This window comes from Pseudaminobacter soli (ex Li et al. 2025), from assembly GCF_029892515.1.
Lineage (GTDB): Bacteria > Pseudomonadota > Alphaproteobacteria > Rhizobiales > Rhizobiaceae > Pseudaminobacter > Pseudaminobacter soli_A.
Map to the genome: position 1 here is coordinate 331,819 of NZ_JARXVF010000001.1, position 13,469 is coordinate 345,287.

13 protein-coding genes are annotated in these 13,469 nt (G+C 63.7%); 10 read left to right on the plus strand and 3 right to left on the minus strand.

The window, feature by feature from the left end:
• Positions 1-7 precede the first annotated feature (7 nt).
• The 6 genes from M2281_RS01675 (at position 8) to M2281_RS01700 (ending at position 4,789) form a co-directional block, all read left to right on the plus strand.
• Positions 8-523 carry a (2Fe-2S)-binding protein gene (locus M2281_RS01675; protein ID WP_280819356.1) on the plus strand — a complete coding sequence of 172 codons (516 nt, stop codon included), beginning with the start codon at positions 8-10 and terminating at the stop codon, positions 521-523.
• A 13-nt stretch (positions 524-536) separates the two neighbouring features.
• Positions 537-1,148 (plus strand): Isoquinoline 1-oxidoreductase subunit, encoded by a 612-nt coding sequence (locus M2281_RS01680; protein WP_425537654.1) that lies wholly within the window; start codon positions 537-539, stop codon positions 1,146-1,148.
• A gap of 20 nt (positions 1,149-1,168) precedes the next feature.
• Positions 1,169-2,266 (plus strand): hypothetical protein, encoded by a 1,098-nt coding sequence (locus tag M2281_RS01685; protein WP_280819357.1) that lies wholly within the window; start codon positions 1,169-1,171, stop codon positions 2,264-2,266.
• Between the two features lie 61 nt (positions 2,267-2,327).
• Positions 2,328-3,278, plus strand: coding sequence for a polysaccharide deacetylase (locus M2281_RS01690; RefSeq protein WP_280819358.1), 951 nt, complete (start codon positions 2,328-2,330; stop codon positions 3,276-3,278).
• 207 nt (positions 3,279-3,485) lie between these two features.
• A complete protein-coding gene (locus M2281_RS01695; protein WP_280819359.1) occupies positions 3,486-4,154 on the plus strand; it encodes a pseudouridine synthase in 669 nt (222 codons plus the stop codon).
• An 8-nt stretch (positions 4,155-4,162) separates the two neighbouring features.
• Positions 4,163-4,789, plus strand: coding sequence for a class I SAM-dependent methyltransferase (locus M2281_RS01700; protein WP_280819360.1), 627 nt, complete (start codon positions 4,163-4,165; stop codon positions 4,787-4,789).
• A 191-nt stretch (positions 4,790-4,980) separates the two neighbouring features.
• Here M2281_RS01700 and M2281_RS01705 read toward each other — a convergent pair whose 3' ends face one another.
• Positions 4,981-6,012 carry a hypothetical protein gene (locus tag M2281_RS01705; protein WP_280819361.1) on the minus strand — a complete coding sequence of 344 codons (1,032 nt, stop codon included), beginning with the start codon at positions 6,010-6,012 and terminating at the stop codon, positions 4,981-4,983.
• A 324-nt stretch (positions 6,013-6,336) separates the two neighbouring features.
• Between M2281_RS01705 and M2281_RS01710 the strand changes: the two genes are divergently transcribed.
• From M2281_RS01710 to M2281_RS01720, 3 genes are read left to right on the plus strand one after another with little or no spacing between them, the layout of a single operon-like run.
• Positions 6,337-6,795, plus strand: coding sequence for a (2Fe-2S)-binding protein (locus M2281_RS01710; protein WP_280819362.1), 459 nt, complete (start codon positions 6,337-6,339; stop codon positions 6,793-6,795).
• A gap of 13 nt (positions 6,796-6,808) precedes the next feature.
• The gene (locus tag M2281_RS01715; RefSeq protein ID WP_280819364.1) at positions 6,809-9,019 is read left to right on the plus strand and encodes a xanthine dehydrogenase family protein molybdopterin-binding subunit; all 2,211 of its coding nucleotides are present in this window, start codon (positions 6,809-6,811) and stop codon (positions 9,017-9,019) included.
• 51 nt (positions 9,020-9,070) lie between these two features.
• Positions 9,071-9,583 carry a DUF302 domain-containing protein gene (locus tag M2281_RS01720; protein WP_280819365.1) on the plus strand — a complete coding sequence of 171 codons (513 nt, stop codon included), beginning with the start codon at positions 9,071-9,073 and terminating at the stop codon, positions 9,581-9,583.
• Positions 9,584-9,607: 24 nt separating this feature from the next.
• On the opposite strand, the gene M2281_RS01725 is transcribed toward M2281_RS01720, so the two are convergent.
• Positions 9,608-11,041 (minus strand): amidase, encoded by a 1,434-nt coding sequence (locus tag M2281_RS01725; protein WP_280819366.1) that lies wholly within the window; start codon positions 11,039-11,041, stop codon positions 9,608-9,610.
• 128 nt (positions 11,042-11,169) lie between these two features.
• Here M2281_RS01725 and M2281_RS01730 point away from each other — a divergent pair, with 128 nt between their 5' ends.
• The gene (locus M2281_RS01730; protein ID WP_280819367.1) at positions 11,170-11,943 is read left to right on the plus strand and encodes a helix-turn-helix transcriptional regulator; all 774 of its coding nucleotides are present in this window, start codon (positions 11,170-11,172) and stop codon (positions 11,941-11,943) included.
• A 22-nt stretch (positions 11,944-11,965) separates the two neighbouring features.
• Here M2281_RS01730 and M2281_RS01735 read toward each other — a convergent pair whose 3' ends face one another.
• A complete protein-coding gene (locus M2281_RS01735; protein WP_280819368.1) occupies positions 11,966-13,297 on the minus strand; it encodes an APC family permease in 1,332 nt (443 codons plus the stop codon).
• Positions 13,298-13,469: the final 172 nt, after the last annotated feature.

A 13,469-nucleotide genomic window follows, 5' to 3' on the forward strand; every position in this document is an offset into this window, starting at 1 on the left:
ACTTGCTTTGCCCGCTATCTCGCTTTCCATCAACGGCCGCGCTTATGGCCCCATCGAGGTGCGCGAGGACCTCACCATGAACGACTTCCTTCGGGAGGTGTTGGGCATGACGGGAACGAAGTTTGGCTGCGGCGCCGCCCAATGTTTGAGCTGCGCGGTCATCGTCGATCACGCGGACGGCACGAGTTCCACCATGCCCACCTGCATCGTGGCGGCGACCGAGTTCGACAAGCTCAAGGTCCGCACGGTGGAGGGTCACGCCAAGAACGGCGAGCTGACGCCGCTGCAAAAGAGCTTCGTCGCCCATTTCGCTTTCCAGTGCGGCTATTGCACCCCCGGCTTCCTCAATGAGGCCCAGGTGCTGCTGGAGCGCCTCGAAAAGACACCGATCGCGCGCGCGGAACTCGAAGCCACCATCGTCGAGGCCCTCGACGGCCATCTGTGCCGCTGCTCGGGTTATGTGAAGTACCATCAGGCCGTGCGCGATGTCGTGCTCGCCGACGCCCACCGCTTCCTGACCTGACGGGGAGCCAGCAATGTCGATCGACATGCGTCTCATGATGATCCTCGCTGCGGCGGCCAGCATGCTCGCTCCTGCGGTGTGCTTTGCCCTCTCAACCCTCGGCGGCACGCTTGCGGCACCGGAGACCTTTGCGTCCATGACCGACCCGGCCGAGCGCTCGGCCGCCTACTTCACCGAGCTCGGCAAGGTCCTTACCAATCCGCGCTGCACCGATTGCCATCCCGCCTCCGATCGGCCGAGGCAAGGGGATGCGGCGCGTCCACATCAGCCACCCGTCTTCCGGGGGCCGGACGGCTTTGGGCTCGCGAGCCTGCGGTGCTCCAACTGCCACCGCGGTGCCAATTTCGAACCTGCAGGTGTGCCGGGACATCCTGCCTGGCATCTCGCGCCTGCCGAGATGAGTTGGGAAGGCAAGACGCCGAGCGAAATCTGCGCCCAGATCAAGGATCCCACGCGCAATGGTGGGCGCTCGCTCGACGATCTCGTCCAGCATATCGGCGAGGACACGCTGGTCGGCTGGGCCTGGCACCCGGGCGGAGGTCGTTCGCCGGCGCCCGGAACGCAACAAGCGGCGAAGGCTCTGCTCCAGGCCTGGATTGAGACCGGGGCCGCCTGCCCTAACTGATCGCAACAAAGGAGAAAGCGATGAGACGTGCGTCTGTCGGTCTCGCTGCGGCTGCGGCGATCGCTGCGTCGATTTTGTCCGGTGCCACGGCGGCCGAATTGCCGGGCTATCTGAACCCCATTTCCGGGCCGCCGCAATCGCCGTCTGCGCAGGACCTTGCTACCCGAAACGTCCTCCAGCTCAACACCACCATGTTCTCGCTCTACGATAATGCGGGGGTGGCCTTCCGCCAGAACATTCTCGGAAAGCACCCGGTCATCCTCGCACTGTTTTCGGGCGCGGGTGGGCGCATGCTGCTCTACCGGCCCGGCCAGCCGCCACTTGAGGCGCCTTCCGTTCCCAAGGTCTATCAGGTGATGAAGTCGCTCGGACACAGCACCATGGCCATATCGGAGGTGGTTCTGCCCTACGTGGACAATCCGGGCGACAAGTCCTGGGTCGCCCCCATGCGCGCCTATCTGACGGAGATGAAGAGTGCCCTGGACGGGATCGGCTCGGCGGAAATGCCTGATGAATGGCGGCCGAACTCGCGCGCCATACTAGAGAACAACGTCGCCTTCATGGAGGATACCCTCGCCAAGGGCGTGATCAGCCTCGATGCGGTCCAGGCGTTCGCCAAGAAGCAGGCGCCCGTTGTGCGCCACGCGATCTCCTGGGCGGCGGAGACCCAGGTGAAGCACTGGATGAGCGTGCTCGACGGCTGGAAGCAGGAGTTGGGCGGCAGTTTCGATCAGGCCTACGGGGCCAGCAACACGATCTATGTGGCGCGCCAGAACAACGTATTGTTCAGCGTGCTTGCGCAATATTTCGGCCCGGAAGCGATCAATGACCGGCTGGTGCTCATCGAGACCATCTCGTTCACCACCACGCCCGATGACATGCTCACGTCCCTGGTTCGCATCATCTCCGACCGCTCGGTCGGGGGACTGTTCTTCAACAACTACCATCTGATGGACTACGAGTTGATGGGTGGCGATGCTCGCAAGACCATCATCTCGGAAATGAAAGCGCGCGGAAAGGATCCGTTCCTGCCGCCTCAGGTGCCGTTCGGCTCAAATCAGTGGCCGGGGCTCATCTCTGGCGGGTCCGGTGCCGCGTCTCTCGACGACCTTCATTGAGCGGCGATCCCCGGACGCAGCAAGCCTGCGCCCGGGGGCCTCGCAAGCACGTAGGTTGGACATGCGTAAGCCGAGTTTCGCTTTTCTCCTTGCCGTCATCCTCGCGCTCGCCCCTGCGGCGGCGCAGTCCGGCAAGGACTGGATCACCGGCCTGCCGCGGCAGGACATCCCTGTCGCATCGTGGCCGGGGGGCAAAAAAGTTGCCGTGGCCTTCGTCCTCTACGTCGAAACGTGGGGGCACGGACACGGGCCGAACTTCCGCCCCGATATGACCGGGCGTACGCCCGATCTCGTCGACGAGGGATTTCGACAGTACGCGATCAATTTCGGCCTGCCACGCGCCGGCCGGCTGTTCAAGGAGATGGGCGTCCCGCTCAGCCTGGCGCTTAATGCCGAGTTCCCGCGGGCCCAGCCGGAAACGTGGAAAGCCCTTCGGACGCTCGTTCCCACGGCGCCGATCATCGCCCACGGGCTCAACAATTCCACCGATCTTCTGCCCCTGTCCGAAGGGCCCGCGGCACAGCGTGCCTATATCCGCAAGACGCTCGACATGATCGAGGCGAGCACCGGCGTTCGCAGCATCGGCTGGTCGAGCCCGAGCGTCTATCCCGATGGGGAGACCTTTCAGGCAAGTGCTGCGGAAGGCATCCGATACACCCTCGACGGCATGGATTCGGATGTGCTGTCGCAGCTCGACACAAAGCCGGCGCCGCTGGTGCTGGTGCCCTACCCGCCGAGCGTCGTGGACATGGGACAGTACCTCTCTCGCTTCAAGGAGGCGGACGATCTCGAGCGGCTGTGGACCGACTATGTGGGCGAACTTGCGCGCGAGGCTGCTGCCGACCCCAAGAGGCCAGCGACAGTGGTCGCCATTGGCATTCATCCCTTTGTCGTCGGCGCCCCTGCCGGGACTGCTGCACTGCGGCGCGTCCTGCAAAGCCTCAAAGGAAACGATCTTGTCTGGCTGACGGATGTCGAGGCGTTGTTGCGCGCCGCCGGCCAGTCCCTTTAGGTTCGGGTAACGCGCAAACTGCCTGCCGGGACGCTGAAAACCGTCAGCGCGCCTATTCAGGCGACACAAGCGTGCGGCAACAATTCAAGCAATGTGACAGCGCTGCCTAATGCGGCTTCCCAATCATGGCTTCTCTCACCACGTGCAAATACCGACAGTTGGCCACGCTGTTTTCCACATGGCTCAATTCTGTGGTAGATGGCCGCCATGAATTCGCTATCAGACGTTTTTCCCGTCTATCATCCGCCGCTGGAGCCCTACGTCTCGATCCTCCATCGCGACGCAGACATTCTCGTGCTCGACAAGCCGAGCGGTCTTCTTTCTGTGCCCGGACGACACCCGGCGCTCGCGGACAGCCTGGCGACGCGTGTTCAGGAAAAATTTCCCAAAGCCCTCATCATTCATCGACTGGACAAGGACACGTCGGGCCTGGTGCTGATGTCGCTCAACCGCAAGGCTCATGCCGCGGTTGCGGCCCAATTCGAGGCGCGCACGACCACGAAGTCCTATGTGGCAGAGGTCTGGGGTCGGGTCCAGGATGAGGAAGGACTGGTCGACCTGCCTTTGGCGATCGACCCGGACAACAAACCCAGGCATCGCGTCGACCATGAGCACGGCAAGCCCGCGCAGACGCGCTGGCGCGTTCTCGGATACGGCGAGAACACCACGCGCCTGCGCCTTTTCCCGTTGACCGGACGCACACACCAGTTGCGCGTGCACATGAAGGCGTTGGGTCACGTGATCCTGGGCGACGAGTTCTATGCGGAAGGCGCGGCCCTGGCAGCCGCAGACCGCCTGCTTCTCCACGCCGAAGAACTGAGCTTTCGTCATCCCTGTGGCGAGGCCGTCACCTTCACCGCCCCCGTGCCCTTCTGAGAGCGACGATGGCGCAGAACGTCGACACAACATCCCTGATCGTCGATTTCGTCGGCGGCGCGACCGGTCATCGTTTTCGCTCTGGCGAGGGGCGTGGGCAGGCTTTGGCGAAAGCCGCAGGGCTTGCGCCCGGCATCACGCCGGAAATTGTGGACGCCACGGCGGGCCTCGGCCGTGACGCGTTTTTTCTGGCGTCGCTTGGTGCGCGAGTCACCCTGGTCGAGCGCTCCAAGACGATGCATGACCTCCTTGCCGAAGGGCTCGATCGCGCCCGGGCGCAGGGAGGGCAGTATGCCGAAACGGTTGCGCGGATGACGCTGATCCACGGCGACTCATGCGCCCTGCTGCCACAACTGAACCCGCAGGTGGTCTTGGTCGATCCGATGCACCCGCCACGTGGCAACACCGCCCTGGTGAAGAAGGAAATGCGGCTGATCCGCGAAATCGTCGGCACCGATCCCGACGCCTTGCAACTCATGCAGGTCGCCTTGGAAACTGCGCGCAACCGAGTGGTGCTCAAGTGGCCCCTGCGTGCGGAGCCGATGCCAGAACTACCCAAACCCTCCCATCAGATCTTGGGAAAGAGCACCCGTTACGACGTCTTCGTGAAAGCCAAGATCGCGAAAACAACCTGATCGGTTCAGGATGCCCGGCACTGAAGTGCGCAGTCGCCTCAACCAGATCTCGTCCCGCGTGTCCTCTGAGAAGCCAGGCAAGAGCACTCTTTTTTCTCACCAGCCGACCAACCCTCGTTGGCTGCCTTCAAGCCAGTCCGTGAGAGATTAAAGAAACCGCAGAGCTTAGATTCGTAGCGCTGTCTCACCGATCACTGGGGCGTGCCCCAGTAGTAGAGGGCCGCCGAGGAGGCCGCGCCGCCCAGCACGCAGGGCAGGCCAAGGGCGACCTGGCCGGTGGCCGCGGCGGCGACGCAGCCGAGGGAGATCACGCCCTGCCCGAGCTTGCCCCACCAAACGGTGTCGCGCTTGGAGCCAGGGCCCATGCGCTTGAGATCCTCGAGCCGGCCAAGCGCAATCTTTCTCAGGGGCGAAACTTCGGCGGTCTCCGCTGCTTCAATCGCCTCGCCGAGTTGTTTTGACGTCTTCTTGTCGGTCTGCTGCGCCTGCAGCGTCTTGAGTTGGCCGAGCAGCTTGGTGTCGCGCGATGCGTTCATCGCAATCGTGTACTTCGCCATGCTGCCGATCGTCAGCCTTTCGACGCTGTCGCGTTCTTCCGCCCAGGGCAGCATCTTGATCATGCGCTCGAGCGGCTGGGGGCTGCGCGAGGCGAAATAGTAGCCCCAATACATGTCGAGCGTCTCGGGACGCTCGGCGAGCGGGATTTCCTTCTCGTCCGTGTCCTTCTTGGCGAACCACTTGGTCGGATTGGCACGGTCTTTCCACGTGGTCTTCACCTCTTCCACGGGAGTGTCCGGGGTCGGCAGCTTGCCATCGAGATAGCGTTGCACCATCAGCTTGCGGGTCGGCATCTGCGGACCATAGCGGGTCATAAGCCCACGCCAGTCGGGATGGCCGGAATAGGCGATGGCGCGAACAATCGCCCAATGGTCGACGGGGCGCAGGACGAGCAGCTTCTTGATGGTGTTGTCGGCCTTATCCGGCTTGGAGCCGATCATCCCGGCCATGAAACCGACATACATGCCAGACCCTTCCGGATCGCTCAGGGCGCCGACGTCGCTGGCCATCTTCATGACCGACGGGGCGCGGGCAAGATCGCGGTTGGGATCGTAGGTGTTCATCCAGACGAGCACGCCCTCCTTGCTATGTTGGATCGGCGCCGCGGCCAGGGCCAGGCTTGAGGCCAGCAGCATGGCGATGAGTGCAACACAAAGAGCTCGCATATCCCAGATCGCGCATCCCCTGCGCGTCCCACTTTTTGATTGTCGTAGAGGGTCCAACTGGAATTCATCAGGCGCGTGGGACCGTTTCAGGACGCGCTTGCGACCATTTTGGGGCGAAAACGCCGAGAAAGCGGCGGGTTTCGGCCTGCGGCCATGATTGCCCCGCATTGATCTCTTTGGTCGGTCGGTCCTCCCGCACGTGACTTGCCGAGCATTCGCGCCGGACAGGAAAAGCGGCTTTCGTGGCGTTTACCGCCCGCTGCAACGCCCTACCTTTGTTTCTCGGGCCCTAACCGGGGGATGACGAACCGAAGGGAGCCGACCATGGCGACCACGATTAGCATCAACGGGCAAAAACATACCATCGACGCCGACGGCGACACGCCGCTGCTCTGGGTTCTGCGCGACATCCTGGGCATGACGGGCACGAAGTTCGGTTGCGGCATGGCGCTGTGCGGCGCCTGCACGGTGCATGTCGACGGCGTTGCCACACGCTCCTGCATCACGCCCCTCGACAGTGTCGGAACCTCCGAGATCACGACGATCGAGGCCATCGGCGCAACGCCAGCCGGCGCCAAGATCCAGAAGGCCTGGCTCGACCATGAGGTCGTTCAGTGCGGCTACTGCCAGTCGGGCCAGATCATGTCGGCCACCGCGCTGCTGGCGGGCAACTCGCACCCCACAGATGCCGACATCGACGACGCCATGTCCGGCAACATCTGCCGCTGCGGGACCTATCTGCGCATCCGCGAAGCCATCAAGCAGGCCGCGCAATCGAGCTGACAAGGGGCCGCTCATGACCAACGATCATCTCACTTCCGAAACCACCACCCTGGATTCCAGGTCCTCTACGGCGAGCCTGTCGCGCCGCAAGTTCCTGCAAGTCGGCGCGGCCGTCGGCGGCGGCCTGCTGCTCAGCCTGCGACTGGGCTTTGGCACGGACGCCGCCGCCCTTGCCGCCGACGGCGACGAGTTCGCACCGAACGCCTTCATTCGCATCGGCAGCGACGGGCAGGTTGTCCTGGTCATGCCCTATGTCGAGATGGGACAGGGCACCTACACCTCGATCCCGATGCTGATCGCCGAGGAGCTGGAGGTCGACTTGCCGCAGGTGCGGCTGGAGCATGCACCGCCGAACGAAAAGCTCTACGGCAATCCTGCGCTGGGCGGCGTCCAGGCGACCGGCAACTCGAGCGCCATCCGCGCGGCCTGGCTGCCGCTTCGCCAAGCGGGCGCGACTGCCAGAACCATGCTGATCGCCGCGGCGGCGCAGCACTGGAACGTCGCCGCTTCGTCGTGCAGCGCCAAAGGCGGGCAAGTGCTGCACGAGGAGACGGGCAGACGCATCCCTTATGGCGAACTTGTCGCCGCTGCGGCGCACATGCCCGTCCCCGAGCATGTCGAGCTCAAGCGCCCGGACCAGTTCACGCTGATCGGCACGCCGGCCAAGCGCCTCGACGCCCCGGCAAAGGTCAACGGAACGGCCATCTATGGCATCGACGCCAGGCCACCGGGCGTCAAGATCGCGACGCTGGCGCAGTCGCCGGTCTTCGGCGGCAAGGTCAAAAGCGTCGACGACGCGGCCGCCAAGGCGGTGAACGGCGTTCGCCAGATCGTGCGCCTCGACGACGCCGTGGCCGTCGTGGCCGACCACATGGGCGCGGCCAAGAAGGGCCTGGCGGCGCTGGCGATCGAATGGGACGACGGCCCGCACGCGGCGGTCGACATGCAGACGATCGTCAACGAGCTGGAGGCAGCGACGCGCAATGCCGGCGCCGTGGCGCAGAACATCGGCGACGTCGACAAGGCACTGGCGGGCGCCGCCACCAAGGTCGAGGCCGAGTATCAACTTCCGTTCCTTGCGCATGCCACGATGGAGCCGATGAACTGCACCGCCCATGTCCGTAAGGACGGCTGCGAGATATGGGTCGGCAACCAGGCCCTGGCACGCGCGCAGGCGGCGGCGGCGACGACCGCCGGCCTGCCGCTCGACAAGGTCGTGGTCCACAATCATCTGATCGGCGGCGGGTTCGGCCGGCGGCTGGAGGCCGATGGCGTCATTCGCGCCGTCGAGATCGCCAAGCACGTCGACGGCCCGGTGAAGGTCGTCTGGACCCGTGAAGAGGACATCCAGCACGACATGTACCGGCCTTACTGGTACGACCGTCTTTCCGCCGGGCTTGATGACAAAGGAGCACCGGTCGCCTGGAACAATCGCTTCGCCGGTTCCTCGGTCTCCGCTCGCTGGGCGCCCCCCTTCTTCCGCAACGGGCTCGATCCCGACACGACAGAAGGCGCGATAAATCTGCTTTATGCCCTGCCGAACTTTCACGTCGAATATGTCCAGAAAGAGCCGCCGGGCATTCCGACCGCCTTCTGGCGCAGCGTCGGCCCGTCGCACAATGTGTTCGTCACCGAAAGCTTCATGGACGAATTGGCCGCAGCAGCAAAGCAGGACCCGGTCGCCTATCGGCTGGCCCTGCTCGATCGGTCGCCGCGCGGCAAGGCCGTCCTCGCGCTTGCCGCCGAAAAGGCCGGCTGGGGCCAGAAACTGCCGGAACGGACTGGCCGTGGCGTCTCCCTCCAGTTCGTCTTTGCGACCTATATGGCGCATGTCGCCGAAGTCGAGGTTGCGGACGATGGCACGGTGCGCGTGCGGCGGGTCGTCTGTGCCGTCGATTGCGGCACAGTCGTCAATCCCGACACCGTCCGGGCACAGATCCAGAGTGCGATCAATTTCGGCATCACGGCGGCGCTCTACGGCAAGATCACCCTCGCAAACGGTCGTGTCGAGCAGACCAATTTCGACACCTACCAGATGCTGCGCATGAACGAGGTGCCGGCGATCGAGGTGCATATTGTCCAAAACACCGAGTCGCCGGGCGGCATGGGCGAGTGCGGCACCTCGGCCATCGTCCCCGCGGTTGCCAACGCGGTCTTTGCCGCAACCGGCAAGCGCCTGCGCAAGATGCCCATCGATCCCACGGAGTTGAAGCGGCAAGGCTAGGCTCGAATTCGCATCGGACGTCAAAGACAACCGAGTTAGCAGGCGGTCAAAATGTCGGCGCACACCGAAACCAAGACCTTCAGCGGAACCAGGCTTGTATCAAAGACCGATCTACCGTTCGACGAGGACCTCAGACGGTTCCACGCCCAGGTCGGCCACACCGACATCCCCACGCTTGCGCGCCTGGCGGTGGAGACACCTGACGAGCAGGCCTACGCCAGGGAAATCGAGGCGCGGTTTGTCGGCAAAAGCGGCTTCATGCTGTTTTCGGAGATCGATCACGGCGGCTGGATCGCGCGCTTCGGAATCCGGCGGCATGCGATCCGGCTGATTTATGGAAACCCGCTGATTGCCATAACGATGATCCGCGAAGACATCTCGGCCGGACTGTTCGTTCCGGTGGAAATGCTGGTGGTCGATGCCCCGGACGGAGGCACGACGCTGACCTACGTCCAGCCATCGTCGCTGATCGCGATCGACCGAGAAAATTCAGCCCTGCGCAGCGCTGCGGAAGCATTGGATGCAAAGGTCGCAGCGCTTGTGGCGGCTATTCTTGACAGCTGAGCGAGACCTCCGCAGCTTGATCGGCTACCAATTGCTGGCGGCCGGGCTCGGCTCAAGCGAACGCGGGAGCCGTGCAGGCGGCATCAAGGCTTCAATGGCGGCGGCGATGGAGAGCACCTGCTCGTCGGCAAAGCGGCGCCCGACGATTTGTAAACCGACGGGCAAGCCATCTTCGGCCACCCCAACCGGCAGCGACAGGGCCGGAAGCTGCGGCACCATGTTGAAGGGGCAAGTCACGTCCAACCCCTTGTAGCGGCCATCCCGCAACGTCGCGACATAGTCGTCATCCGTCTCTGTCACCAGCGGCGCGGTCACCGCACAAGTCGGGCACAGAAGCGCCTCGTAGCGCTCGAACAGGGCTGCAAGGTCGCGCCACATTGCCGTGCGCAGAAGCTCCACCTGCTTATAGGCCGTTGCCCCCATGCTCCCGCCGCGCTCGATCATGGCGACCACTGCCGGGTCCATCCGGTCGCGGTAGCGTTCGACCTCCTGGCCGAAGAAGGCGGACATGAACACGCACCAGAGATCGAACCATTCGTCGTTGACGGCCCGCGTCCATGGCAGCGACACCTCCTCCACCACCCCGCCGGCCCTGCGGAGGGTTTCGGCGGCCTGGCGAATGACGGTCTCGACTTGCGGCTGCACGGCGTAATAGCCGAGGTCGATCGACAGAGCGAAGCGTCGCCCCCTCAGGTCCCTTGCCGCGGCGTCTTCAGGATTGAAGCCGATGGGCAAGGAGGAAATGTCCTCATCGCTGGGACCTGCGGCCGTGGCCATGAAGGCAACGGCGTCGCCGACCCGACATGCCAGCGAGCCGAAATGCGAGATATTGTCGAAGACACTGGGCAGGATGGTCATCGGGATTCGACCGAGGCTCGGCTTCAGACCGACGACGCCGCAGAAGGACGCCGGGATCCGCACCGATCCGCCCATGTCCGTTCCTTCCGCGAAGGGCACGACGCCCGTCGCCACAGCGACGGCCGAGCCGCCGGAAGAGCCACCTGAAGTACGCTCCCGGTTCCAGGGATTGCGGGTTGTGCCCCAGCGCGGGCTTGTCGTCATACTGGAATAGGCGAATTCCGGAGTCGTGGTTTTGGCGACCAGGATGGCGCCTGCCTGCTGGAGGCGGCGGATGCAGAGAGCGCTGTCCGTCGGCACCCAGTCCTGCCGGGTCCAGGAACCAAGCGTTGTCAGATCGCCCTCGGTCGGCGTCAGATCCTTTGCGGCGAACGGAACTCCAAGCAGTGCCCCCCTCGCCTCGCCGCGCGCAATCGCGCGGTCGACGGCCCGGGCGGCCTCCAGCGCCTTTTCCTCGCGGATAAGTACGAACGGGTTGAGAGCAGGCCTTATAGCTTTGGCGCGACTGATCGATTCTGCCACAACGGTTTCGGCGCTAAAGGCGCCTGACCGGATGCCGGCAGCGATCTCGGCAGTCGGCAGATCAAGCGGATGGGTCAATGCGTCGTCTCCCTCAAGAAGGCTGCGCTGCGGGCCGTGAAGCCAGCTAACATCGGATATGGACTTGCGCTGCGCAGCCGCGCCTGCTGAATGTGTGCGAACCGCAGGAAAAACAGTCCGCTCGCCACATGACGCCCAGATCGCAAACCAGGCCCCCGAGTTTCGAAGCATGGAACGCCGCACTCGGCACCGTGGCCGGCCGGATCGGCTCGCGCGGCTTTCCGGACGCGCTTGCCTCCGCACTCGGCCTGCTTGCGCCATTCCAGATGATGAACGGCTTCGTCTATTCGCCCGACGGCCATGCCTTCGATCTCTACAACGAGAAGATCGTTGTCGAACGTTCCATCATCGTCGACCGTTATCTTGGCGGCACCTTCGTGCTCGATCCGTTCTATGACGCCGTCCGAGGCGACGGCAGCCAGCGCATGATCGTCATGCGGGAACTCGCGCCGGACGATTTTCGGCAGACCGAGTACTACCGGCTCCACTATGTCACCACGCAGATCGTCGACGAGATCGGCTTCGTGATGAAGCTCGAAGACGATTTTTGCGCAGTGCTGTCGCTGTCTCGGACCGGCGGAGCGGAGCTGTTCGCCGACGAGGAACTGCAGCGCCTGCGCGCGGCCGCCCCCGTCGTGTGCGCCCTTGGAGAGCGGCACTGGTTTCAACTTCCCAGCCTTGCCCTCGCTGCCGCCCCGAGGCCGTCGAAGCGTATCGAGCACCCGCTGCTGACGCGCCGGGAACTCGAGATCGTCACGCTGATCCTCAAGGGACATTCCAACCTCTCGCTTGCCGCGCTGCTGTCGCTCTCGCCCAACACAGTCAAGGTGCATCGCCGGCAAATCTACTCGAAGCTGAACATCTCAAGCCAGGCCGAGCTCTTCCGGCTGTTCCTGGCTTGAGGGTCGCGTCCGTTCGCCTGCATTACTCGGCGAAGTCCATCTCCGGCGGAGCGACACGGAAGAACTGCGTCAGGTAGCCCAGATAGACGACACCGAGCACGAGCCAGACCAGGCCGAGCACCTTGGCGTGGCTGTCCAGGTTGAGCAGCAGAAGCACGTCGCAGACCGCAGCCACCGCCGGGATTATTAGGCCGATGAGGACGCCGAGCGGACGGACCTGCTGCTCGCCCTTGAGGTAGAGGACGATCACGGAGACATTGACGGCCGTGAAGGCAAGGAAGGCGCCGAAGTTGATGAAAGAGGTCGAGGTGGTGACATCCATCGTCAGTGCAAGCATGCCGACGATGCCGACGAGCACGAGATTGAAGATCGGGGTGTGCAACGTCGGATGCAGACGGCCAAACAATGAGGAAGGCAAGACGTTGTCGCGGCCCATGGCATAAAGCAGCCGGCCGACGCTGGCCTGCGCGGCAAGACCGGAGGTGAACTGCGCCACAACAAGCGTCGCCAGGAACAGGGTAACGAAGAGATCGCCGCCCACAGCCTTGGCGATTTCCGTCGCGGCCGCATCCACCGAAGCGAACTCGAAGCCGGGATGGGCAAGTTGCGTAACATAGCCCGCCAGCACGAAGATGAAGCCGCCGGCCAGCGCCGTCATCAGGATCGCCTTGGGCATGGTGCGCCGTGCGTCGCGGGTTTCCTCGGTCAGCGTCGAGACCGCGTCAAAGCCGAGGAATGAGTAGGCGGCAATGGCCGCGCCTGCGACAGAAGCCGAGAACGGTATGTCTGCCTTGAAGAAGGGCTCGACCGAAGCAAGGCCACCGGCTCCGTTGGCAGCCACGACATAGCGGGCCGCAAGCAGCACGAAGGCGGCGAGCATGGCGAACTGCACCAGCATGAGGATCAAGTTCACCCGGTTGGCGAACACGATGCCGATGACATTGACCATCGAGGTCAGAATGATGAAGGCCACAATCCAGACCCATGCCGGGATGTCCGGGAAGGCGGAGGTGAGATAGGCCGCGCCGATGAGCCAGATCACCATCGGCAGGAAGAAATAATCGAGCAGCACCGCCCAGCCGACGAGAAACCCGACGCTAGGGCTGATCGACTTGCGTGCATAAGTGTAGGACGAGCCGGCGACCGGATAGACGCGCGCCATCACGCCATAGCTGATTGCGGTGAGCAGGATCGCCCCCGAGGCGATCAGATAGGCCATGGCGGTGGTGCCCTGGCTGGCGGTGGCCAACGCGCCGAACGTGCCGAAGACTATCATCGGCGTCATGTAGGCGAGGCCGAATAGCACAACGGACCAAAGGCCAAGCGCCCGGTCCAGTTTCACGGTTTCTTTCATTGTTCCACTCCGAACGGTTTTGCATCCGATGCGTAGCGCTCGCCGTTGGATAGGAGCCTTCGGCGCGTAGTCGCTCGCATTCTTGTCACAAAATCATGACGCAGAGTGATGCCTCCGAACATAATCCCAAGGGGTTAGAGAAGGCCGCTTCGCGCGGTCATGATGCTCTTTG

Excerpts from the sequence above, each read along its gene's own strand:
- M2281_RS01735 (WP_280819368.1), bottom strand. The coding sequence starts at position 13,297 with ATGAAAGAAACCGTGAAACTGGACCGGGCGCTTGGCCTTTGGTCCGTT.
- M2281_RS01705 (WP_280819361.1), bottom strand. The coding sequence starts at position 6,012 with ATGCGAGCTCTTTGTGTTGCACTCATCGCCATGCTGCTGGCCTCAAGC.
- M2281_RS01715 (WP_280819364.1), top strand. The coding sequence starts at position 6,809 with ATGACCAACGATCATCTCACTTCCGAAACCACCACCCTGGATTCCAGG.
- M2281_RS01690 (WP_280819358.1), top strand. The coding sequence starts at position 2,328 with ATGCGTAAGCCGAGTTTCGCTTTTCTCCTTGCCGTCATCCTCGCGCTC.
- M2281_RS01680 (WP_425537654.1), top strand. The coding sequence starts at position 537 with ATGTCGATCGACATGCGTCTCATGATGATCCTCGCTGCGGCGGCCAGC.
- M2281_RS01710 (WP_280819362.1), top strand. The coding sequence starts at position 6,337 with ATGGCGACCACGATTAGCATCAACGGGCAAAAACATACCATCGACGCC.
- M2281_RS01720 (WP_280819365.1), top strand. The coding sequence starts at position 9,071 with ATGTCGGCGCACACCGAAACCAAGACCTTCAGCGGAACCAGGCTTGTA.
- M2281_RS01695 (WP_280819359.1), top strand. The coding sequence starts at position 3,486 with ATGAATTCGCTATCAGACGTTTTTCCCGTCTATCATCCGCCGCTGGAG.
- M2281_RS01700 (WP_280819360.1), top strand. The coding sequence starts at position 4,163 with ATGGCGCAGAACGTCGACACAACATCCCTGATCGTCGATTTCGTCGGC.
- M2281_RS01730 (WP_280819367.1), top strand. The coding sequence starts at position 11,170 with ATGACGCCCAGATCGCAAACCAGGCCCCCGAGTTTCGAAGCATGGAAC.
- M2281_RS01685 (WP_280819357.1), top strand. The coding sequence starts at position 1,169 with ATGAGACGTGCGTCTGTCGGTCTCGCTGCGGCTGCGGCGATCGCTGCG.